Source organism: Micromonospora fiedleri, from assembly GCF_016774385.1.
Classification (GTDB): Bacteria; Actinomycetota; Actinomycetes; order Mycobacteriales; family Micromonosporaceae; genus Micromonospora; species Micromonospora gifhornensis.
In genome coordinates this window covers 401,126-423,494 of record NZ_JAETXL010000007.1, presented here as the reverse complement: position 1 = coordinate 423,494, position 22,369 = coordinate 401,126, and the positions used below count along the sequence as shown (strand labels likewise).

The 22,369-nt window shown below is 69.6% G+C and carries 20 protein-coding genes, 1 tRNA gene and 1 other RNA gene; 12 read left to right on the top strand and 10 right to left on the bottom strand.

Annotated elements, in window-relative coordinates; genetic code table 11:
- Position 1: 1 nt before the first annotated feature.
- Together JMF97_RS21690 and JMF97_RS21685 are read right to left on the bottom strand one after the other, a co-directional pair.
- The gene (locus JMF97_RS21690; protein ID WP_203223183.1) at positions 2–1,237 is read right to left on the bottom strand and encodes an ABC transporter substrate-binding protein; all 1,236 of its coding nucleotides are present in this window, start codon (positions 1,235–1,237) and stop codon (positions 2–4) included.
- Positions 1,228–1,743, bottom strand: a complete 516-nt coding sequence (locus JMF97_RS21685) for a hypothetical protein (protein WP_203223182.1) — start codon at positions 1,741–1,743, stop codon at positions 1,228–1,230. Before JMF97_RS21685 ends, JMF97_RS21690 begins: the two co-directional genes overlap by 10 nt.
- Before the next feature lie 139 nt (positions 1,744–1,882).
- Here JMF97_RS21685 and JMF97_RS21680 point away from each other — a divergent pair, with 139 nt between their 5' ends.
- Positions 1,883–2,473 (top strand): TetR/AcrR family transcriptional regulator, encoded by a 591-nt coding sequence (locus JMF97_RS21680; protein WP_203223181.1) that lies wholly within the window; start codon positions 1,883–1,885, stop codon positions 2,471–2,473.
- A gap of 26 nt (positions 2,474–2,499) precedes the next feature.
- Here the strand turns inward: JMF97_RS21680 and JMF97_RS21675 are convergent, their stop codons facing one another.
- The 3 genes from JMF97_RS21675 to JMF97_RS21665 form a co-directional block, all read right to left on the bottom strand.
- Positions 2,500–3,030: a thioredoxin domain-containing protein gene (locus JMF97_RS21675; RefSeq protein ID WP_203223180.1), complete on the bottom strand. Its 531-nt coding sequence runs from the start codon at positions 3,028–3,030 to the stop codon at positions 2,500–2,502.
- A gap of 39 nt (positions 3,031–3,069) precedes the next feature.
- Positions 3,070–3,627 carry a hypothetical protein gene (locus JMF97_RS21670; protein ID WP_203223179.1) on the bottom strand — a complete coding sequence of 186 codons (558 nt, stop codon included), beginning with the start codon at positions 3,625–3,627 and terminating at the stop codon, positions 3,070–3,072.
- Positions 3,628–3,882: 255 nt separating this feature from the next.
- Positions 3,883–3,967: transfer RNA gene (locus JMF97_RS21665), tRNA-Ser, on the bottom strand.
- Between the two features lie 81 nt (positions 3,968–4,048).
- On the opposite strand from JMF97_RS21665, the gene ffs reads away from it, so the two are divergent.
- From ffs to JMF97_RS21620, 9 genes are all read left to right on the top strand, one after another.
- An RNA gene (gene ffs, locus JMF97_RS21660) (signal recognition particle sRNA small type) lies at positions 4,049–4,138 on the top strand.
- A 173-nt stretch (positions 4,139–4,311) separates the two neighbouring features.
- Positions 4,312–7,227 carry a DNA polymerase III subunit gamma and tau gene (locus JMF97_RS21655; protein ID WP_203223178.1) on the top strand — a complete coding sequence of 972 codons (2,916 nt, stop codon included), beginning with the start codon at positions 4,312–4,314 and terminating at the stop codon, positions 7,225–7,227.
- A gap of 213 nt (positions 7,228–7,440) precedes the next feature.
- Positions 7,441–7,749 carry a YbaB/EbfC family nucleoid-associated protein gene (locus JMF97_RS21650; protein ID WP_013736363.1) on the top strand — a complete coding sequence of 103 codons (309 nt, stop codon included), beginning with the start codon at positions 7,441–7,443 and terminating at the stop codon, positions 7,747–7,749.
- 7 nt (positions 7,750–7,756) lie between these two features.
- Positions 7,757–8,350, top strand: a complete 594-nt coding sequence (recR, locus tag JMF97_RS21645) for a recombination mediator RecR (protein ID WP_013736362.1) — start codon at positions 7,757–7,759, stop codon at positions 8,348–8,350.
- A 324-nt stretch (positions 8,351–8,674) separates the two neighbouring features.
- Positions 8,675–10,339, top strand: coding sequence for an ABC transporter substrate-binding protein (locus JMF97_RS21640; RefSeq protein ID WP_203223177.1), 1,665 nt, complete (start codon positions 8,675–8,677; stop codon positions 10,337–10,339).
- Between the two features lie 77 nt (positions 10,340–10,416).
- A complete protein-coding gene (locus JMF97_RS21635) occupies positions 10,417–11,421 on the top strand; it encodes an ABC transporter permease (RefSeq protein WP_203223176.1) in 1,005 nt (334 codons plus the stop codon).
- The gene (locus tag JMF97_RS21630) at positions 11,418–12,386 is read left to right on the top strand and encodes an ABC transporter permease (protein ID WP_203223175.1); all 969 of its coding nucleotides are present in this window, start codon (positions 11,418–11,420) and stop codon (positions 12,384–12,386) included. Before JMF97_RS21635 ends, JMF97_RS21630 begins: the two co-directional genes overlap by 4 nt.
- Positions 12,387–12,447: 61 nt before the next feature.
- On the top strand, positions 12,448–13,569 hold the full coding sequence (locus JMF97_RS21625) for an ABC transporter ATP-binding protein (protein WP_203223174.1): 1,122 nt from the start codon (positions 12,448–12,450) through the stop codon (positions 13,567–13,569).
- The gene (locus JMF97_RS21620) at positions 13,566–14,669 is read left to right on the top strand and encodes an ABC transporter ATP-binding protein (RefSeq protein WP_203223173.1); all 1,104 of its coding nucleotides are present in this window, start codon (positions 13,566–13,568) and stop codon (positions 14,667–14,669) included. Before JMF97_RS21625 ends, JMF97_RS21620 begins: the two co-directional genes overlap by 4 nt.
- A 58-nt stretch (positions 14,670–14,727) precedes the next feature.
- On the opposite strand, the gene JMF97_RS21615 is transcribed toward JMF97_RS21620, so the two are convergent.
- Positions 14,728–15,171, bottom strand: coding sequence for a hypothetical protein (locus tag JMF97_RS21615; RefSeq protein WP_203223172.1), 444 nt, complete (start codon positions 15,169–15,171; stop codon positions 14,728–14,730).
- Positions 15,153–15,815, bottom strand: a complete 663-nt coding sequence (locus tag JMF97_RS21610) for an HNH endonuclease family protein (RefSeq protein ID WP_203223171.1) — start codon at positions 15,813–15,815, stop codon at positions 15,153–15,155. Before JMF97_RS21610 ends, JMF97_RS21615 begins: the two co-directional genes overlap by 19 nt.
- A gap of 108 nt (positions 15,816–15,923) precedes the next feature.
- Between JMF97_RS21610 and JMF97_RS21605 the strand changes: the two genes are divergently transcribed.
- Positions 15,924–17,363, top strand: coding sequence for an MFS transporter (locus JMF97_RS21605; RefSeq protein WP_203223170.1), 1,440 nt, complete (start codon positions 15,924–15,926; stop codon positions 17,361–17,363).
- A gap of 73 nt (positions 17,364–17,436) precedes the next feature.
- On the opposite strand, the gene leuA is transcribed toward JMF97_RS21605, so the two are convergent.
- The 3 genes from leuA to JMF97_RS21590 form a co-directional block, all read right to left on the bottom strand.
- Positions 17,437–19,209, bottom strand: a complete 1,773-nt coding sequence (gene leuA, locus JMF97_RS21600; RefSeq protein ID WP_203223169.1) for a 2-isopropylmalate synthase — start codon at positions 19,207–19,209, stop codon at positions 17,437–17,439.
- Positions 19,210–19,427: 218 nt separating this feature from the next.
- A complete protein-coding gene (locus JMF97_RS21595; protein ID WP_203223168.1) occupies positions 19,428–19,976 on the bottom strand; it encodes a nitroreductase family protein in 549 nt (182 codons plus the stop codon).
- Between the two features lie 84 nt (positions 19,977–20,060).
- Positions 20,061–20,891: a hypothetical protein gene (locus JMF97_RS21590; RefSeq protein WP_238359768.1), complete on the bottom strand. Its 831-nt coding sequence runs from the start codon at positions 20,889–20,891 to the stop codon at positions 20,061–20,063.
- Positions 20,892–21,099: 208 nt separating this feature from the next.
- On the opposite strand from JMF97_RS21590, the gene JMF97_RS21585 reads away from it, so the two are divergent.
- On the top strand, positions 21,100–22,365 hold the full coding sequence (locus JMF97_RS21585; protein ID WP_013736350.1) for an aspartate kinase: 1,266 nt from the start codon (positions 21,100–21,102) through the stop codon (positions 22,363–22,365).
- Positions 22,366–22,369: the final 4 nt, after the last annotated feature.

Genomic DNA, 22,369 nt, shown 5'->3' with positions numbered 1-22,369 from the left:
GTCACTTCTGCAGGGACTTGGTCTCTTCGAGGACGACGAGCTTGTCGCCCTTGATCTGGCCGATGCCGACCGCGTCGACGCCGGCACGGTCGCCCTTGCCCCAGGTGACCGGGGGCAGGATGCCGGTCTCGAAGTTCTCGAAGGTCTCGAGCGCCTCGATCACACAGCCGCGGTTGAGGCCCTCGGCCCGCTTCAGCGCCTCGGCGGTCAGCTGCGCCTGCACCCAGCCGAGCTGGTTGAACTTGCTCGGCGCCTTGCCGGTCTGCGCGGTGAAGTCCGCGACGAACTGCTTGACCAGCGGGTTCTCGCTGTCCAGCGACGAGGTCTCCAGCGCGACCAGCATGTCCTGCGAGAGCGCACCGAACTCCTTGATGTAGGAGTCGTCGCTCATGCCGGCCCAGGCACCGGTCTTCGGGGTGTACCCGATGCGGGACATCGCCTGGAGCAGGCCGCCGGTGTCGGCGTTGGTCAGGATGAGGAACACGTACTCGGCGTTGAACTGCTTGAGCTGGGTGGCGATCGGGGTGAAGTCGGTGGTGCCCGGCGTCTCGGGGACGTAGAGCAGCTCGATGCCCTTGCCCTCCAGCGCCTTCTCCATGCCGAGCTTCGCGTTGTCACCGACGTTGCCGGCCACACCGACGAGCGCCATCTTCTTCGGCGTCTCCTGGGCGAGCACGTAGTCGGTCAGGATCTCGAATTCCTGGATGTAGTCGACAGTCGCCATGAAGACGTACTGGTTCTTGTCGCCGCCGAGCTCGTCGCTGGGCGCGTACGGGGCGATGGCCGGTACCTTCTTGCGGTCGAGGTACGGCACGGCGCCGAGGAAGTTGGGGGTGCCCTCACCGCCGGAGACGACGAGGATCTCCTCCTTCTCGACCAGCTGACGCATCTGCTTCTGCGCGGTCGACGGGTCGTACGCGTCGTCGAGGATGATCGGCTTGATCTTCCGACCTTGCACGCCACCCTCGGCGTTCAGCTTGGCGTAGTACGCCTCCTGCCCCTCCTTGGTGCCGAGGCCACCCGCGGCACCCGAGCCGGACAGTGGCATGGTGGTGCCCACCAGGATCTCACTGTCCGTGACACCCGGACCGATCTCCTTGGTGTCACAACCGTTTGTCGACGAGCCCGACGAGCCCGCCGACGAGTTCGAGTCGCCGGTCGCGTTACCGCACCCGGCGGCGAACAGCATGCAGGTGCTCGCCAACGTGGCGACGACCAGCCGTCCCTTCAACCGCATGTCTTCTCCCTAGTTGTGCAATCTGTTGGTGCGAACACCTCGGCCGGGTGAGCGTCATCGGTGATCTTGGATAGGACCCGGGTGGCGACGGCCAGGGCCACGTCCACGGCGGATCGGATACTGTGCGTCGCGACGCCTGTGGAGTCGGCGGTGAGCAGTTGGTACTCTCCGGCGACTGCGGCGAACCGCAGGGTTCCTCCGGGCACCGCGATCGGTGCCCATGGGCGGACCTCGTGGTCGAGAGCGCGGGTCCAGTGCAGGCCTACGGAGAAGCCCGACTCGACGGGAAGGATGCCCACGTGCAGATCCCAGAAGGATCGGCTGGCGAAGCCCAGGGCACTCCATTCCCAGCTCGCCTCGGCGGCACGGAGCGCCGCGGCGGCGGGGGAAGGGTCCTCAGCCAGTTCCGGGCCCCAGGCGACGTGGATCTCGGGGCGTCCGGCGAGGGCCGTCCGCAGGCCGTCATGGACCGCGAGCAGGCCATCAGCTGCTGCACTATCCGGCATGTGTCACCTCCCCAGCGACCCCTACCGACCAGTCGGTACGTTGAGGAGGACCGTACCGGACCGACCGGTCGGTCCGGTAGCTTGAAATCGAAACGTAACCCGCTCGCATTCGGCCGGGGTTACTGAAAGGGACGATCTGATGCGAACGAGGAGCGAAGACACGCGGGCCCGCATCCTCACCGCCAGCGCAGACCTGTTTGCGCGGCAGGGGTATCACGGGACGGGTCTGGCGGAGCTACTCGACGCGGTCGGCCTGCAAAAGGGCGGCTTCTACCACCACATCGCCAGCAAGGAAGAACTGCTGCTGGAGATCATGCTCGACCCGATCGACCGCATCCTCGTCAGCAGCGACCAGATCCTGGCCGCCGACGCCGACGCCACCACCAAGCTGCGGCAACTCGGTACCGACCTGGGCAACGCGATGGCCGCCGACCTCGCCGCCTGGACGGTGTTCCTCCGCGAGTACAGCGTCCTCGGCGCCGACGGCAAGGCGCAGATCCTCCAGCGCCGCCAGCAGTACCTCGACCGGTGGCGGCAGGTCCTCCAGGAGGGCGCGAGCGCGGGCGAGTTCCGGCCGCTGGACCTCGCGTTCGTGGAGGGCATCCTGGGCCTGTTCATCTACACGTTCGTCTGGGCTCGTGCGTCGACCCCGCCCGAGGAGCTGACCCGCTCGATCATGCAGGTGCTGATGCCCGGGATCTGCCTGCACCCGGTCCCGCAGCCCCGCTGAACGATCGGCCTAACGCTGCCCCCGGGTCAGCAGGGGCCGTGGCCTTCGACGAAGAGGCGGTGTGCCCAGCTGGCGTAGCCGGCGATGATCTTCTGGACCGCCTGACCGTCGTGCAGGAAGAGGTAGGCGCGGTCGCCGTCGCGAGCAAGTAGACCGTCGAGACGGTACGTCCCCTGTGGAGCGTTCAGCTCTCGTACCGTCGGATATGCGGCCCGGACCTCGGCGATCGGTGTGCCGGCCGTGATCCCCTCAGGGGTGCGGACCGGGTCGCCGGCCCAGAGCAGCACCAGCCGATCGTCGATGAAGATCGGACTGACCATGGCGTGACCGGCCAGCGTCGGGCCGCAGGCGTCGACGTCGGTCCGAAGTATCCCGCGTCGGGTCAGCTCGGCCTCGGTGTCGCCGAAGTCCACATCGGCCAGTCCGTCGAGATCGACCACGGTGACCGACGCGACGGGTTCGGGCATGGCGATGCCCTCCGGTGGCATGGGTCCGCTGCCCGATGCCGAGGCAGCCAGAAGCAGTGCGGCGATGAAGCCGAATTGTCGCAATTTCATCAGAATCCCCCAGTCACCAACGTGACGGGAGCGCAGAGGTTATTGCCGGGCTTCCCATTCCTCGGCCAACTCGTCCCAGTAGTCGGCGCTCAGCCCGCGTCGCCCGTGCGTGAGCCATCCTTCGGTGCTGCGCTCGACGTGCAACCCCAGCTCGGCGAAGGGATCGATCCAGGTGCCGGGCTCCGCGCCCAACTCGATCAGGGCGGCGTTGATCGGCCACTGCGGTCGCGGCCCGTCGAACGCCGAGTCGAACCGCGGCCCCCAGGCCAGCGCGCCGTCCAACCACACCGCGGCCGCCTGGTGCCCGGCACCACCGGCGAACTCCGCCTCGACGTACGCCACCGGCCCGCGCCGCGACCAGCGGGTCAGCGTTTCGGTAAGCGCGGGGGAGAGGGTGAGGGCGAAGGGCTGCTCCGGGCCGGGCTCGCCGGTCGCGTAGTCCAGGGCGGCGCCGGTCAACTCCTGCACCAGCTGTGGAGTCACCGGCAGCAGCGCGAAGTCCTGCCGCAGCTCGCCGAGCACGGCATGATCCAGGTCGCGGGTCTCCTCGCGCAGCAACTCGGCGTCCGCGACGATCGCGCTGAGCTGGTAACTCACCCCGCGTCCACAGCCTGTGGATAGAACATGTGTACGACGCCGGTCTGGAGCGGGTTCGTCCGCGCACGTACTCCCACCCGGCCAGTATCGCCGCTCGGTCGCCGCAGCGTGAGCACGCGCCGTTTCGGCGATATGGCGGTGACACCGCCGCCCGGATACCACCACTTCGGCGATACGGAGTTGATCAGCCCCGTACCGACGACTCAGGGCCGGTCCCCGTGGGGCCGGCCCTGTCGTTTTTCCTGCTCGGATGAGCGGAGGATACGAGATTCGAACTCGTGAGGGTGTTAACCCAACACGCTTTCCAAGCGTGCGCCCTAGGCCTCTAGGCGAATCCTCCGCGAGCCAGGATACAGGTCCCCGAGACGTTGCCCACCCCACCACCCCCTGAAGATCGACGACGGGTCGGGTAGGCTGGTGCTACCTCCCGTGCGGCGGTACCTCGTGAACCTCCCCAGGGCCGGAAGGCAGCAAGGATAAGCGAGCTCTGCCGGGTGCACGGGGGGCCTTTTCGTCTCAAGGCCCCGTGATCGACGCCGTTTCGGCGGTATGGGGGTGTCCCGGGCCTGTCGATGCCGCCACATCGGCGTAACGGAGTCGATCACAGGTGAGTGCCCGGCGGGGTGGGTGGTCAGTCGGGCGCGGGCGGCGGAGAATGGCGCGGTCGAGAGGAGGCGGGACGCCGTGGCATTGGCGCTCTACCGCAAGTACCGGCCGCGTACCTTCGCCGAGGTCATCGGGCAGGAGCACGTCACCGAGCCGCTGTCGCAGGCGCTGCGTAGCGGGCGGCTCAACCATGCGTACCTCTTCTCCGGGCCGCGTGGGTGTGGCAAGACCTCCAGCGCCCGGATCCTGGCCCGCTCCCTCAACTGTGAGCACGGTCCCACCCCCGAGCCGTGCGGGGTCTGCGCGTCGTGCCGCTCGCTGGGCAGCGACGGGGCCGGCTCGATCGACGTCATCGAGATCGACGCGGCCAGCCACGGTGGCGTGGACGATGCCCGTGAGCTGCGGGAGAAGGCGTTCTTCGCGCCGGCCAGCAGCCGCTTCAAGATCTACGTCATCGACGAGGCGCACATGGTCTCGTCGGCCGGCTTCAACGCCCTGCTCAAGCTGGTCGAGGAGCCCCCGGAGTACGTCAAGTTCATCTTCGCCACCACCGAGCCGGAGAAGGTCCTCGGCACGATCAAGTCGCGGACCCACCACTACCCGTTCCGGCTGATCCCGCCGAAGGTGCTGCGGCCCTACCTGGAGCAGCTCTGCCAGGCCGAGGGCGTCGAGGTCGAGCCGGCGGTGTTCCCGCTGGTCGTGCGGGCCGGTGGCGGCAGCGCCCGGGACAGTCTCTCCGTACTCGACCAGCTCATCGCCGGTGCCGGCCCGGACGGTGTCACGTACGCCCGGGCCGCCGCGTTGCTCGGTGTCACCGACGCGGCGCTGATCGACGAGATGTGCGACGCCCTGGCCGCCGGGGACGGCGCCGCCGCGTACGCCACCGTCGACCGGGTCGCCGAGGCCGGGCACGACCCGCGCCGGTTCGCCTCGGATCTGCTGGAACGGCTGCGTGACCTGATCGTGCTCCAGCAGGTGCCGGACGCCGCCGCCAAGGGCCTGATCGACGGCCCGGCCGACCAGATCGAGCGGATGACCGCCCAGGCCCAGCGCCTCGGCCCCGCCACGCTGTCCCGCTGCGCCGACATCGTGCACAACGGCCTGGTCGACATGCGCGGCACCACCGCGCCCCGGCTGCTGCTGGAGCTGATCTGCGCCCGGATGCTGCTGCCCGCCGCGGACGACTCCACCGGCGGCCTGCTCCAGCGCCTCGAACGCATGGAACGCCGGCTCACCCTCGCCGGCACCGACGCCCTGCCGGCCGCCGCCGACTCCGCGCCGGCCACCACCACCCCGACGGTACGCCCCCAGCCTCCCGCCCCGCCCGCGGCTGGCGCCGCGTCTGCGCCTCGGACCGCCGGTGAACCGGCGGCTCCCGGTACCCCTTCCGGGGTGGCCGCCGCCCGCGCCGCCGCCGCGAACGCCAGCACCCGCGCGCAGGCCCCCGTTAGCTCGTCTACCCGTGGACCGGCGGCAAGTGACACGGCTACCCGTGGACCGGCGGCAAGTGACGCCGGTGCCCATCAGCCGTCCGCCGGTGCTCCGGCAGCCGACGACGGAAGCGGCCACGGTGTGAACCGGGAGGCGACGAGAGCGCCGAACCCGAACGGTGCCGGTCAGGGACCAGTGGGCGCGCATGCTGGTGACACGGCCGCCTCCGGTGGTCCGGCCGATGCGCCGCCGTCGCGTCGTCCAGTGCCGCCCTCGGCGGTCATGCCAGACCCCGTCACACCCGAGCCGCCTCGACCCGGCGCGGTGCAGCCCGGTGTGCTCGACGCCGCCGCGGTGCGCCGGATCTGGCCCGAAGTGGTCGGCAAGGTGGGCCGCAAGAGCAAGAAGGTCGCCGCCTGGGCCCGCGAGGCCACGGTGCGTGAGGTCGACGGCCAGACGCTGGTGTTGACCTTCCGGTACCCCTTCCACGCCCAGGCCCTCTCCAACGAACCCGAGTTGCTGATCGAGGCGCTCTACGAGGAGTTGGGTGGCCGCTGGCAGATCCGGTGCGAGGTGGCCGGCGAGCGTGGCGGCGGCGCGCCGGCGAGTCCGCGTGCCGCGTCGGCTCCACCCCGTCCGGCGCCCGCCCCAGCCAACAGCAGGGCGGGGACCGAACCGTCCGCCGGCTCGTCCAGCGCGGAGCGTGGCGCGCCAGGTCGACCCGGTGGAGGCGTTGGACCAGCCACCGGCCCCGCAAGCTCAGCAGGCGTCGCGAACCCGTCCGGTGCTGCGACCTCGTCCGGTGCTTCGGGCTCGGGCGGGGCTACGGGCCCAGCCGGTGCTGCTAGCTCGGCCGGAGTTGCGGGCTCGCCTGGTGCTGCGGGCTCGGTCAGGGCTGCGGGCTCGGTCAGGGCTGCGGGCTCGGCCGGTGCCGGGAGCTCGGTCGGGGTGGCGGAGGCGGTCGACGACGAGGGTTGGCCGGAACCGGCCCGCCCTGGCGGCTCTGCTCCCGTGGCCTCGGCGGCGACCGATGTGGTCGACGAGTGGCCCGAGCCGGCGCGTCCGGGTGGCGGAGGTGACCAGACGGCCCCGTCGGCTCGTGGCGCGTCCGCCGGCACGACCGCAACCGCCCGTGCCGCGACCGAAACCGTCTCGCCCACCGCCGCGCCGACCAGCGGCAACACCAAGGCCACCCCGGCGAGCAGCACCCGGGCCGTTCCGGCGACCAGCACCAGGGCCGCCCCGGCGAGCAGCGCGATCGCCGCGGCCCGTGCCGCGGCGGCCGGGCGAGGTGCGCGTACCGATCAGGCGACCCGGCAGACCGCGGACGCCGAATTCGCCGGTGAGCCCCCGTACGATCCGGACTTCGACGGCCCGATCCGCAACACCGGTGCTCAGCCTGCCCCCACCGCCGCCTACGAAGGCTTCGACCCGGGCGACGAGCCGCTGGACGAGATCATCGACGAGAAGACCGCCCGCGAGTCGAGCGAGGAACAGGCGCTACGCCTCCTCCGCGAGGCCTTCGCCACCACCGAGAAAATCAGCGAACTCGACGCCCGCTGACCCCCCGTACACCGTCGATCTTGCACTTCTTGCCGGGGTAAAGGCCGCGTTCTGGGCAATTCGGCGACCAAAAGTGCAAGATCGGCGCGGGTGGGGCGGGGGTGGGGTGGGGGTGTATGGGGGCGGGGTGGGGTCGGTGGGGGCGGTTAGGGTGGGCGTGGTTACGTAAGCCGAGTCAAGGGAGCCGTCGTGCGGCCTGGTGGACAGCCGAACATGCAGCAGATGCTGAAGCAGGCGCAGAAGATGCAGCAGCAGATCGCCAAGGCGCAGGCCGAGTTGGCCGAGGCCGAGGTCACCGGCACCGCCGGTGGTGGTCTGGTCACCGCGACGGTCTCCGGGGCGGGCGAGATCAAGAGCATCAAGATCGATCCGAAGGCGGTCGACCCGGAGGACGTGGAGACCCTGGAGGACCTGGTCGTCGCGGCGTTGCACAACGCCAGCGAGGCGGCTCGCCAGTTGACCGAGCAGAAGATGGGCCCGGTGGCGGGCGGGATGGGCGGCCTCGGCCTGCCCGGGTTCTGAGCCGCAGATGTACGAGGGTGCCATCCAGGACCTGATCGACGAGTTGGGTCGGCTGCCGGGCGTCGGTCCGAAGAGCGCCCAGCGGATCGCCTTCTACGTGCTGTCCGCGGATCCGGCCGACGTCAACCGGCTGGCGGGCGCGTTACGCAAGGTCAAGGAGTTGGTGCGGTTCTGCACCAACTGCTACAACGTCGCCGAGTCCGACCAGTGCCGGATCTGCCGCGACCCGCGTCGCAGCGACGAGGTGATCTGCGTGGTCGAGGAGCCGAAGGACGTCGTGGCGATCGAGCGGACCGGTGAGTTCCGCGGGCGCTACCACGTGCTCGGTGGGGCGATCAACCCGCTGGAGGGCATCGGTCCGGACAATCTGCGCATCCGGGAGTTGATGACCCGGCTCGGTGGCGGTGCGGTCCGTGAGTTGATCCTGGCCACCGATCCGAACACCGAGGGCGAGGCGACCGCCACGTACCTCGCGTTGATGGTCAAGCCGATGGGGATCTCGGTGACCCGGCTGGCCAGCGGGCTGCCGGTCGGCGGCGACCTGGAGTACGCCGACGAGATCACGCTGGGCCGAGCCTTCGAGGGCCGGCGGGCCGTCTAGAGGCGTCGCCGGGCGGGTCGCCGGGGCAGTGTTCGAGCCGTGCCCGCGCTGGCGGGTACGGCTCGCGCGGCCCGTGAACGTATGACACTGTCGTGATCGGACGTTCGATCGATGTAACAGAATGATATCGATTGGCGTGGGGTTATTGGGCTGTTTGTCCGATAGTCCGATGGGGGTTGTTACGGCGCTCGGTCACTAAGGACACGATCCGGTACCAAGAGCTTCCCGTGCCGTTTCCGGGCAGTCCGAACGGGAGCTAAGGTCACCGCCAGCGGTGACCCTGTCACCACGTTGTCCGTACCCCCTAGGACGAGGTGAAGCACCATGCGTGCATCCAGGCCGAAGGTCGCTATCGCGGCCATGGCGGCCGCGGCCCTCGCGGTAGCAGGCTGTGCCGAAAGCGACCGTGAAGAAGGTTCCGGCGGTAGTAAGAAGGACACCCTCGTCTTCGGCGTTGCCGGAGACCCGAAGGTGCTCGACCCCAGCCTCGCCAGCGACGGTGAATCGTTGCGCGTGGCCCGTCAGGTGTTCGAAACCCTGGTCCGCCCGGAGGAGGGTGGCACCAAGGTCAGTCCCGGTCTCGCCGAGTCCTGGGAGCCGGACGCCGCCGGCACGACCTGGACGTTCAAGCTGCGTTCCGGCGTGAAGTTCCACGACGGCGAGGAGTTCAACGCCGAAGCCGTCTGCTACAACTTCAACCGTTGGTACAACGCCAAGGGCCTGATGCAGAGCCCCGACGTGACGGCGTACTGGCAGGACATCATGGGCGGCTACGCCGCCAACGAGGACCCCGCCCTCGGCGAGAGCCTCTTCAAGTCCTGCACCGCCACCGACCCGACCACGGTCAGCCTGGCCTTCACCCGGGTCTCCAGCAAGATCCCGGCCGCCCTGATGCTGCCGTCCTTCTCCATCCACAGCCCCAAGGCGCTGGAGCAGTACGAGGCCAGCAACATCTCGGGCAGCGCGGATGACATCAAGTACCCGGCTTACGCGACCGCGCACCCGACCGGTACCGGTCCGTTCAAGTTCAAGTCCTGGGACGTCCCGAACAAGACGCTGACCCTGGAGCGCAACGAGGACTACTGGGGCGAGAAGGCCAAGCTCAAGAGCCTGATCTTCAAGACCATCTCGGACGAGAACGCCCGTAAGCAGGAGCTGCGTTCCGGCGGCATCCAGGGCTACGACCTGGTCGGCCCGGCCGATGTGGAGCCGCTGAAGGGCGAGGGCTTCAACGTCCTGACCCGTCCGGCCTTCAACATCCTCTACCTGGCGATCAACCAGAAGGGGAACCCGAAGCTGGCCGATCTCAAGGTCCGGCAGGCGCTCGCGCACGCGATCAACCGCCAGGCCCTGGTCGACTCGAAGCTGCCCCCGGGCGCCCAGGTCGCGGTGAACTTCTTCCCGGACACCGTCGAGGGCTGGAACGGCGACGTCACCAAGTACGAGTACGACGTCGAGAAGGCCAAGGCGCTGCTGGCCGAGGCCGGTGCGTCGGACCTGACCCTGCGGTTCCACTACCCGACCGAGGTCACCCGGCCCTACATGCCGAACCCGAAGGACCTGTTCGAGCTGGTCTCGGCGGACCTCCAGGCGGCCGGCATCAAGATCGAGGCGATCCCGCTCAAGTGGAGCCCGGACTACCTCAACGCCACCACCTCCGGTGACAAGCACGACATCCACTTCCTCGGATGGACCGGCGACTACGGCGACGGCTACAACTTCATCGGTACGTTCTTCGACCGGCAGAAGGACGAGTGGGGCTTCAACAACCCGGCCCTGTTCGAGAAGTTCAAGAAGGCTGACAGCACCGCCGACATGGCGGAGCGCACCGCGCTCTACAAGGAGCTGAACGCCGACATCATGAACTTCCTGCCCGGTGTGCCGATCTCGCACTCGCCGCCGGCCATCGTGTTCGGCAAGGACGTGACCGGGGTCAAGGCGAGCCCGCTCACCGACGAGCGGTTCTCCACCGCCGAGTTCAAGTCCTGACCTGAAGCACCGACCGCGGGCGGGCGCTGTTACCCACAGCGTCCGCCCGCGATCCTCAGCACCCCTCCGAGGCCGCCGTGTTCCGGTTCATCGTCAGACGCCTACTACAGCTGATACCCACGCTGTTCGGGCTCTCCATCCTGTTGTTCATCTGGCTCCGGCGGCTGCCGGGCGGCCCTGAGACCGCCATCCTCGGCGAGCGGGGTACGCCTGAGATGCGGGCCGCCATTCGCCGTAACCTCGGCCTCGACGAGCCGATCCTGATCCAGTACGGCCGGTTCGTGAAGCGGATGCTCCGCCTCGACCTCGGCACGTCCATCTCCACCAAGCGCGAGGTGACCACCGAGTTCCTCCAGCGCTTCCCCGGCACCATCGAGCTGACCATCACCGCCATGGTGATCGCGATCGGCATCGGTATCCCGCTGGGCTACCTGGCCGCCCGCAAGCGCGGCCGGTTCCTCGACTACGCGTCCGTCGGTGGATCGCTGATCGGCATCTGCATCCCGGTCTTCTTCCTGGCGTACGTGCTCAAGGCGATCTTCTCGGAGAACCTCGGCTGGTTCCCGTCCAGCGGTCGCCAGGACCCGATCCTCGGCGCCACCCGGATCACCAACTTCTTCGTCCTGGACGGGCTGATGACCCGGGAGTGGGACGCCGCCGCCGACGCGCTCTGGCATCTGGTCCTGCCGGGCATGGCACTGGCCAGCATCCCGTTGGCGATCATCGTCCGAATCACCCGGGCGAGTGTGCTCGAAGTGCTGGGCGAGGACTTCGTCCGCACCGCCGAGGCCAAGGGCCTGACCGAGAACGTCGTACGCCGTCGGCACGTGCTGCGCAACGCGATGCTGCCGGTGGCCACCTCGATCGGTCTGCTCACCGGCGGCCTGCTCTCCGGGGCGGTGCTCACCGAGACGGTTTTCGCCTTCAGCGGGATCGGGGCCTTCCTCGCCGAGTCCATCAGTAACCGTGACTATCCCGTACTGATGGGCTTCATCATGATCATCGCAGTGGTCTACGTGATGGTGAACCTGATCGTGGACCTCTCGTACAGCCTGATCGACCCGAGGGTGAGGGTCCGATGACGATCATCAGCGGGAAGAAGCGCGAGAAGATCGACCGCCTCGCCGAACTGGCCGCCCGGGAGGACGAGCGCGGGGTCAGCCTCTGGCAGGACGCGTTCCGCCGGCTGCGACGTAACCCCGCCGCCATCGTCGGCGCGGTCATCCTGGCCATCTTCGTCCTGGTCGCCATCTTCGGGCCGTTCTTCGTGCCGTACGGCCCGAAGGACACCATGGGCATCCGCGAAGGTGTGGTCAAGGTGGGGCAGGGCCTCATCCCCGGCCCCTCCTCCGAACACTGGCTCGGCTACGACCACCAGGGTCGGGACGTGTTCAGCCGGATGATCATCGGAGCCCGGCAGACCCTGCTGGTCGGCGTGGTCGCCACCCTGATCGGTCTGGCGCTCGGTGCGCTGATCGGCGGTGTGGCGGGTGCCGCCGCCGGGCTCGGCGGCCGGTGGGGCCGCATGGTGGACGCCGTCCTGATGCGCTTCATCGACATGCTGCTGGCGCTGCCCAGCCTGCTGCTCGCGGTGAGCATCGCGGCGCTGCTCGGGCCGAGCCTGATCACCGTCATGATCGCCGTCGGTATGGTCTCGGTGCCGGTCTTCGCCCGGCTGCTGCGCGGCTCGATGATCGTCCAGTCCAACAAGGAATACGTGCTGGCGTCCACCTCGCTCGGCGTCAGCAAGTCGAAGATCGCGCTGGCGCACGTGCTGCCGAACTCGCTGGCCCCGGTCATCGTGCAGGCCACGCTGACGCTCGCCACCGCGATCATCGAGGCCGCCGCTCTGTCGTACCTCGGTCTCGGTAACCCGGACTCGTCCGTACCCGAGTGGGGCGTCATGCTGGCCGACGCGCAGCCGTGGCTCGGCATCCGGCCCGCACTGGCCATCTACCCGGCGGTCGCCATCATCATCACCGCGCTGGGCTTCACCCTGCTCGGTGAGGCGATGCGTGAGGCCCTCGACCCGAAGCTGCGGAAGTAGAAATGTGTGAAGCGCGAGGAGTGAGCTTGCGAGCCCCGCAGTCGCGAACGGAAGGCCGGTAATGGCACTACTTGAAGTGGAAGACCTCTCGGTCAGCTTCGCCCGGCGTGGTCAACGCACCGTACGCGCCGTCGACGGGGTTTCCTTCACGGTCGACACCGGTGAGGTGGTCGGGCTGGTCGGTGAGTCCGGCTGCGGCAAGTCGGTGACCTCGCTGGCCATCATGGGGCTGCTGCCCAAGCAGCCCGGGTTGACGGTGGGCGGCAAGGCCGTCTTCGACGGCACCGACCTGCTTCAGCTCGACGACCGGTCCCGGCGCGACATCCGGGGTCGGGACATCGCGATGATCTTCCAGGATCCGCTGTCGTCGCTGAACCCGGTCATCCCGATCGGCCTCCAGGTCACCGAGGTGCTGGCCCGGCACCGCGGGATGAAGGGTGAAGCGGCGGCCAAGGAAGCCGCCCAACTGCTGGACCGGGTGGGCATCCCGGACCCGAAGCGGCGGCTGAAGGAATATCCGCACCAGCTCTCCGGTGGGATGCGGCAGCGGGCCCTGATCGCCATGGCGGTGGCCTGCCAGCCGCGCCTGCTGATCGCCGACGAGCCGACGACCGCCCTGGACGTCACCATCCAGGCGCAGATCCTGGAACTGCTCAAGGACCTGGTCCGCGACTCCGGCACCGCGCTGGTGATGATCACCCACGATCTCGGTGTGGTGGCCGGCATGTGCGACACGATCAACGTCCTGTACGGCGGCCGGGTGGTGGAGACCGCCCGACGGCGTCCGCTGTTCCGCGAGCCCCGGCACCCGTACACCGTGGGGTTGCTCGGGTCGGTGCCGCGTCTGGACGCCGGACGTGGCGAGCGGCTCACCCCCATCCCGGGCTCGGTACGGGATCTGCTGCCCTGGGTGGAGGGTTGTGCCTTCGCCCCGCGCTGCACCCGGCGGGTGGATGCCTGTGTGGGTCAGCCGCCGGAGCTGGTGACGGCGCACGACGGCCGCAGCTACCGTTGCGTCAACCCGGCCCCGCCGGCGGGCGCAACCCCGGCAGCGGCACCCGTCGACCCGGCAGCACCCGTCGACCCGGCGGCATCTGTCGACCCGGTCGGCCCGGCGGCTACCGGCGAGGCGACCTCGGCCGGTGGCCAGGTGCCGGCGCCGCGCGAGGAGGAGAAGCCATGACCGACAGCGACATCCTCGTCGAGGTACGGGACCTGAAGGTGCACTTCCCGATCAAGCGGGGAGTGCTGTTCGACCGTACGGTCGGCCACGTCAAGGCGGTCGACGGCGTCGACCTGCGTATCGCGCGGGGCAAGACCTACGGGCTGGTCGGCGAGTCGGGTTGCGGCAAGTCCACCCTCGGGCGGGCGTTGCTCCAGCTCAACCCGCCGACCGCCGGGCAGGTCAGCTTCGACGGCGTCGAGCTGACCACCCTCGCACCGAACAAGCTGCGCGCCATGCGCAAGCGGATGCAGATGATCTTCCAGGATCCGATGTCCAGCCTCGATCCCCGGCAGAACATCGAATCGATCCTGACCGAGGGTCTCCAGACGCACGGCATCGGCGGCAGCCGGGAGGAACGCCGGAAGATCATCTCGGAGACCCTGGACAAGGTCGGGCTGCCGCGCTGGGCCCTGTCCCGCTATCCGCACGAGTTCTCCGGCGGGCAGCGGCAGCGCATCGGCATCGCCCGTGCCCTGGTGCTGGGGCCGGAGCTGATCGTCGCCGACGAGCCGGTCTCCGCGCTGGACGTGTCGATCCAGGCCCAGGTGGTCAACCTGCTCGACGAGTTGCAGGACAGCCTCGGCCTGACCTACCTGGTGATCGCGCACGACCTGGCGGTGGTCCGGCACATCTCCGACACGGTCGGCGTGATGTACCTGGGCGCACTGGTGGAGGAGGCGCCCGGTGACCGGCTCTACACCGAGCCGCTGCACCCGTACACCCGGGCGTTGATGTCGGCGGTGCCGGTGCCGGACCCCGACGTCGAGGACCGCCGCGAGCGCATCCTGCTCGCCGGTGACCTGCCCTCACCGGCCAATCCGCCGGCGGGCTGCCGCTTCCACACCCGGTGCCCGTGGGCGCAGCCGACCCGCTGTGCGGACGAGCGTCCCGTGCTGCGGGAGATCGGCGAGAGCCGGGTCGCCTGCCACTTCGCGGAGCGGATCGCCAGCGGTGAGCTGCGTCCGCACAAGGTGAGCGTGGAGATCGTCCGGCCGGCGGGTGAGGGCGAGGAGCCCGGCACCGTCTCGGCGCCCAGCGAACCCGGCTCCTTCGTGTAGAACAGAGGCCCCTTCCGGCACGCGTACCGGAAGGGGCCTCTGTCCACGTCTGGAGGGCTCAGCCCTCGGGGCGGTTCAGCAGGCCGACCGCGATGCTGTGCACCGCGTCCAGGCCGGCGGCGTCGTTGAGCGCAGCCTTGCCGCCGCTGACCACGTACCACTCGTCCGCGTCCTTGTACTGGACGTGCAGCGTGACCTGGCCGTCGGCGAACTCGGTGCGCAGGGTCAGCTCACCGGTGACCACGCCGACCTCGTCGGTCATCACCCCGCCCGGCCCGGGCACGATGTCCGTGGTGCGGCTCTGCGGGCCGCTCGCGCCCCCGGCGTCGGCGATCATCCCCGCGCCCGGCACCTCGACCTCGCTCGCGGCCGCGCCGTCGGCGGTCATCCCGGCCGTGGTCGGGCCCGGGCCGCCGGTCGCCGCCGCATCCGTCCCGTCGGCGTCCGGCGTGCGCTCGGGCGTCGGGTCGTCGGCCGCTCCGGTTACGGCTTGCTCTCCCATGTGCAGCCCTCCAACATGTCGGTCAGTGCGGCCTTCTCGGCACTGGTCACCGTCAGCTGCCAGTGGTGCTTGACCGCCACCCAGTCGTGGGCGTATTGGCACCAGTACGACTGGCTTGGCGGCTTCCACTGGGACGGATCCTGGTCACCCTTTGCCCGGTTGGAAGAGGCGGAAACCGCGAAAAGCTGCGGCCGGTCCAGATCGTTGGCGAAATCGCCCCGCTTGGTGTCGTCCCACTCGTCGGCTCCGGAACGCCAGGCGTTGGCCAGCGGAACCATGTGGTCGATGTCCACCTGCAGGGGATCGGTGAAGCTGCGGCCGTCGTACACGCTCTCCCACTGGCCGCCGACGACGTTGCAGCCGGAGCGCTGAATGCCCTTGCCGTCGCGCTCCAGCACCGTGTCGCGGACGTCGCAGTTCTGGCCGGTCTTACGCCAGTGCGGGAAACGCTTGCGGCTGTAGCCGCGCATCGGGTTGGCCTCGGCGACGGTCAGCTCGGAGAGCATCTGGTTGACGGTGCCACCGCCGCTGCTCGACGAGGCGTCCGGCACCTCGTCGAGCGGAACACACCCGGCCGCGCCGAGGGTCAGCGCCGCGACGAGCGCGAGCGCCCCCAGGGCGCGGGGTCCTGATCTGGTACGCACAGACGACACCTCTCCAGCTTGCGGGTATTCGCCGATCCCGCACAGTACCCGTACGGTGTTTTGGCGTTTCGTAGTGTCTGGCAGATGGTGCACGGCAGATTGGTAGGCATGCCTGAACCCGCACCCGCCCTACGGATGAGTACGGCAGCCGGCCGGGGCACCCTCGCCGCCGCCGTACTCGCCTCCGGCATGGCCTTTCTGGACACCACCGTGGTCAACGTGGCCCTGCCCAGGCTCGGTGAAGACCTCGACGCCTCGGTCTCCGGCCTACAGTGGACGGTCAACGGATACCTGCTGACCCTGGCCGCGTTCGTCCTGCTCGGCGGCGCGCTCGGCGACCGGTTCGGCCGGCGAAGGGTCTTCCTGCTCGGCGTTCTGTGGTTCACCGGCGCGTCGGTGCTCTGCGGTCTGGCCCTGCGGACCGACTGGCTGATCGCCGCCCGCCTGCTGCAAGGGGCCGGCGCGGCCCTGCTGACCCCCGGCTCGCTGTCGTTGTTGCAGGCCAGCTTCCATCCCGACGAACGGGCGAAGGCGATCGGCGTCTGGTCGGGCCTGTCGGGAGTCTCCACTGCACTCGGCCCGCTCCTCGGCGGCTGGCTGATCGACGCCCTCTCCTGGCGGTGGATCTTCTTCCTGAACGTGCCGCTGGCGGTGCTGGTGGTGCTGGCCGCCCTGCGTTGGGTGCCGGAGAGCCGGGACGAGAGCACCTCGCGGACCCGGGGGACCGGCGAGCGTGGCCGACGCTTCGACGTCGCCGGTGCGCTGCTGGGTGCGGTCGCGCTGGCCGGTGTCACGTACGCCCTGGTCGACGCGCCGGGTCGGGGCCTGCTGTCGCCGCCGGTGGCCGGGGCGGCCGTGGTCGCGGTGCTCGCCGCGGTGGCGTTCGTGCTGGTGGAACGGCGACGCGGCGAGACGGCGATGCTGCCGACCGGGCTGTTCGGCAGCCGGCTGTTCTCGGTGCTGAACGTCTTCACCGTGCTGGTCTACGCCGCGCTCGGCGGGTTCACCTTCTTCATCGCCGTCTACCTCCAGAACGTGGTCGGCTGGTCGGCGTTCGTGACCGGGCTGGCGCTGGTGCCGATGACCCTGCTGTTGCTGGTCGGCTCACCGGTGGCGGGGGCGCTGTCGGCGAAGATCGGACCACGGCTGCTGCTGACCGTGGGGCCGGCGCTGGCCGCTGTCGGTCTGCTGCTGCTGCGCGAGGTCGGGCCGGGCGCGTCCTACTGGCGGGAGGTGCTGCCCGGGGTGGCGGTGTTCGGGCTCGGACTGACCATGGTGGTGGCGCCGCTGACCGCGTCGGTCCTGGCCGCGGTCGCCGACCGGTTCGCCGGGGTGGCCAGCGGCTTCAACAACGCCGCGTCCCGGGTGGGCGGGCTGCTCGCGGTCGCCGCCCTGCCGTTGTTGGTCGGGCTCTCCGGCACCGGGTACGCGCAGCCGACCGAACTCACCGCGGCGTATCGGGGGGCCCTGCTCTGGTGCGCCGGGCTGCTGCTGGCCGGGGCGGCCATCGCCGCGGTGCTGGTGCACCGTCCACCCCGCGAGGGGTGAGGACGGGGGCTGCAACGTTGACAGGGGCCCCCTGCTATGCAGAATGCGTTAACAAGGGGCCCTTCCTTGCACCTCAGCGGTGGGCGCGGTTGACGGCGCTGGTGACCGCCTTGATGGAGGCGGTGACGATGTTGGCGTCCATGCCGACACCCCAGACCGTGCGACCGTCGACCTCACACTCGACGTACGCCGCGGCCTGCGCGTCGCCACCGGAGGAGAGCGCGTGCTCGTGGTAGTCGAGCACCCGTACCGCCACTCCGGTCGAGGCCAGCGCGTTGACGTACGCGTCGATCGGGCCGTTGCCGATCGCGGTCAGCGCCTGCGGCTTCCCGGCGACGTCGACCTTCGCGGTGATCTCGACCTTGCCGTCGGCGGTGCCGATGGCGTACTCGGTCAGGGCCACCCTCGGGTCGCTCTGGTGGTCGAGCAGGTACTGCGCGGCGAAGATCTGCCACATGGTCTCCGGGGCGACCTCGCCACCGTCGTGGTCGGTGACCTGCTGCACCACGCCGGAGAACTCGATCTGGAGCCGGCGGGGCAGGTCCAGCTGGTGCTCGGTCTTCATGATGTACGCGACGCCGCCCTTGCCGGACTGCGAGTTGACCCGGATGACCGCCTCGTAGCTGCGGCCCAGGTCCTTCGGGTCGATCGGCAGGTAGGGCACCGCCCAGGTGAACTCGTCGACAGGTACGCCGGCCGCCGCCGCGTCGGCGTTCAACGCGGCGAAGCCCTTGTTGATGGCGTCCTGGTGGGAGCCGGAGAAGGCGGTGTAGACCAGGTCACCGGCGTACGGGTGACGCTCGTGCACGGGCAGCTGGTTGCAGTACTCGACGGCCCGCTTGACCTCGTCGATGTCGGAGAAGTCGATCATCGGGTCGATGCCCTGGGAGAAGAGGTTCAGGCCCAGCGTGACCAGGTCGACGTTGCCGGTGCGCTCGCCGTTGCCGAACAGGCAGCCCTCGATCCGGTCCGCCCCGGCCAGCAGGCCCAGCTCGGCGGCGGCGACGCCGGTGCCCCGGTCGTTGTGCGGGTGCAGGCTGAGCACCAGGCTGTCGCGGCGGGGCAGGTGCCGGTGCATCCACTCGATCGAGTCGGCGTACACGTTCGGCATGGCCATCTCGACGGTGGCCGGCAGGTTGATGATCAGCTTGTGGTCCGGCGTCGGGTCGATCACCTCGATGACCTTCGCGCAGACCTCCAGCGCGTACTCCAGCTCCGTGCCGGTGTACGACTCGGGCGAGTACTCGTAGTGGATGTCGGTGTCCGGGGTGTGGATCTCGGCGTACTTCTGGCACAGTCGGGCGCCGGTGGTGGCGATGTCGGCGATGCCGTCGCGGTCCAGCCCGAAGACCACCCGACGCTGGAGCGTGGAGGTGGAGTTGTAGAAGTGCACGATCGCCCGGCGCGCGCCGCGCAGGGATTTGAAATTCCGCTCGATCAGGTGCTCCCGGCACTGGGTCAGCACCTGGATCGTCACGTCCTCGGGGATCAGATCCTGCTCGATCAGCTGCCGGACGAAGTCGTAGTCGGTCTGGCTGGCCGACGGGAAGCCGACCTCGATCTCCTTGTAGCCCATCTGGACCAGCAGTTGGAACATCCGGCGCTTGCGCTCCGGCGACATCGGGTCGATCAGGGCCTGGTTGCCGTCGCGCAGGTCGACCGCGCACCAGCGGGGGGCGGCCTCGACGTGCCGGGTGGGCCAGGTGCGGTCGGGCAGGTCGATCCGGAACTGCTGCCGGTACGGCTCGTAACGGCGGTACGGCATCCGGCTGGGACGCTGCCGGGCGATGGGATCGATGTCGGTGGTGCTGGCTTGGTGAGCCATGGCGAAAGTCTCCTGGGTCATGTGACGTCAGCAGTGGCTGTCGGCAGCGGTGCCGAGAGGGAAGGATCCGGGGCAGTGCTGGCGGCGCGGTTCGACTCCGCGACGAGGTGCCGGCCGTCAGGCCTCGTCGCGGCGACCAAGGAGAAGGCTCGCCTGCCACATGACAGAGTCACCCTACGTGATGGGGATGAGGGTGGGAAGGTGCGTCCGCAATATGAGACGCAGTTCGCATCTGTTGGTCACCGAGGCGCATCGTCGCAGGTCAGGACCATGTCACCGAGAGGTCGACGGTGGCGCAGACCCGTTTCGTCGGGCACCAGGTCGGCCGGCAGGCTCAGCGGATCACCCAACTTCCCGACCGCGACCACCACGTACGGTCGCAGGTCGTCGGCCAGGTCGAGGTCGGCCGCCAGGCCCACCCGATCCAGGTCGGTGAGTTGACGGACGTACAGGCCGAGCGCGGTCGCCTGCACGGTGAGGTGGGCCACCGCCTGGCCCAGGTCGTACGCGGCCATCGGGTGTCCGGTGCGAGGGTGTGCGACGAGCAGCAGCAGACTGGCCCGTCCGGCCCAGCGCTGCTCGCCGGGCGGCAGGTTGACCAGGATTCGTTTGAAGGTGTCGTCGTCGCGGTGACCGACTGCGAACCGCCACGGCTGCCCGTTGTCGACCGAGGGTGCCCAACGGGCCGCCTCCAGCAGCGTCGCCGCCTCGGCTCGGGTCAGTTCGGCGTACGGGTCGAAGGCTCGGGGGCTCCACCGGAACGCCAGTAACGGAGTGAGGTCGGTCATGTGACCAGTGTCCCCTATGGGGGATTTGATCACTTTGGTCCGGGCGAGTGGATGTGGTGAAAAGCACCCGTAACGGATATGCCGTCAGGGCGTTCCGGTGACGGTCGGGTCGACGTCCGCTGTCGTCGGTACGTCGGTGGGAGCGGTCAGGCCCAGCGGCTCGCCCTCCACCACCGGCCCGGCCAACTGCACCGAGGCGGGGGCCGGCTCCGGCGTCGCGGCCAGCGTCAGGGTGCCGAACGCCGCGCGTACCGCGGTGAGGGTGCCGTCCGCGTCGAAGCAGTAGATCCCCACGTCCAGCGGCGGATTGATCGACGCCGCGGTGGTCTCCACGGAGTAGCAGGAGCCGCTGGCCCCGGCGGGTGCCATGGCGGGGGAGACGGACAGTGGAGCGCGTCGGTCGGTCAGCACGTCCAGCCAGTCCGTGAACGGGTGCTGCACCCGGGGGTCGAGTCGGCGTGGCAGGGTGTCGTCCCGCTCGCCCAGGCGTACGCAACTGGCCGGCTCCGGGCGGGTCGGCGTGGGCAACGCGCACTGGAACAGCCCGTCGGTCGTGGCCGCGAGCGAGATGTCGGCCGTGCCGCCGAGCGCACCGCCGGGCACGTCCACCCGCCAACTGCCGTCGTTCGCGCTGGTGACCAGGACCAGCCGGTCCGCCTCGCCGTCGACCCGCAGCGTGTAGCGGGCGACCAGGTGCCGATCCTGGGCGGCGGCGGCGTGCGCGGCCAACTCGTCGCGGGCGGCGTCCATCCCCACCGGGCGAGGCGCCGAGGTCGGTGGCGGCGGATCGGCGGGCGGATCGGCCGAACAGCCGACGAGCAGCACGGACAGGGCAAACACGAACGGGGCGACCCGGTGGGCGTACACCCGGTCATTCTCGGCGTTGAGGGCGTCGCGCGGACACCCCCCGGGCATGCTCTCGTTTCCGGCGTGTCGCGCGCCACGTCGCCCGCGTACCCGGGCCGGATCGTGGGATCACCTGACCCGGCGGTCAGAGCAGACCGATACGCTGACGTCGACCGACCCGCGCCGCCGGCCACCGGTGCCGGCGGCGTCGGCACGCTCAGCCTGAGTGCCGCCCGGCAGCGGCACGCTCAGGGCAACCGGGAGGGAGTGCGCCGTCGTGGCACTCGTGGTGCAGAAGTACGGCGGATCCTCCGTCGCCAACGCCGAGCGGATCAAGCGGGTGGCCGAGCGGATCGTCGCCGCCCGTAAGGCCGGCGACGACGTGGTGGTCGTGGTCTCCGCGATGGGTGACACCACCGACGAGCTGCTCGACCTGGCCAACCAGGTCAGCCCGCTGCCGCCCGGTCGCGAGCTGGACATGCTGCTCACCGCCGGTGAGCGGATCTCCATGGCGCTGCTCGCCATGGCCATCCACAACCTGGGCTACGAGGCCCGCTCGTTCACCGGTTCGCAGGCGGGCGTGATCACCACCTCGGTGCACGGCCGGGCGCGGATCATCGACGTCACTCCGGGGCGGCTCAAGGGCGCGCTCGACGAGGGTGCCGTGGTGATCGTCGCGGGCTTCCAGGGCGTCTCCCAGGACACCAAGGACGTCACCACGCTGGGGCGGGGCGGTTCGGACACCACGGCGGTGGCGTTGGCCGCCGCGCTGAACGCCGACGTCTGTGAGATCTACACCGACGTGGACGGCGTCTTCACCGCCGACCCGCGGATCGTGCCGAACGCCCGGCACATCAAGCAGATCACCTACGAGGAGATGCTGGAGCTGGCCGCCTGCGGCGCCAAGGTCCTGCACCTGCGCAGCGTGGAGTACGCCCGCCGGGCCGGGCTGCCGATCCACGTTCGTTCGTCATACTCGACAAACACCGGCACGATGGTCACCGGATCGATAGAGGAGCTTCCAGTGGAGCAGGCACTGATCACCGGAGTGGCTCACGACCGCAGCGAAGCCAAGATCACGATCGTCGGGGTGCCCGACGAGCCGGGCGCTGCGGCGCGGATCTTCGACACCGCGGCGAGCGCCGAGATCAACATCGACATGATCGTGCAGAACGTCTCCACCGAGGGCACCGGTCGCACGGACATCTCCTTCACCCTGCCCAAGGCCGACGGCCCCACCGCGATGGCCGCGCTGAGCAAGATCCAGGAGTCGGTCAACTTCAAGGGCCTGCTCTACGACGACCACGTCGGCAAGGTCTCCCTGATCGGTGCCGGGATGCGCTCGCACCCCGGTGTCGCCGCCGGCTTCTTCGCCGCGCTGGGCCAGGCCGGCGTCAACATCGAGATGATCTCCACGTCGGAGATCCGGGTCTCGGTGGTCTGCCGGGACACCGACCTGGACGCTGCGGTCCGCGCCATCCACGAGGCCTTCGACCTCGGCGGCGACACCGAAGCCGTGGTGTACGCGGGGACGGGACGGTAGGGCG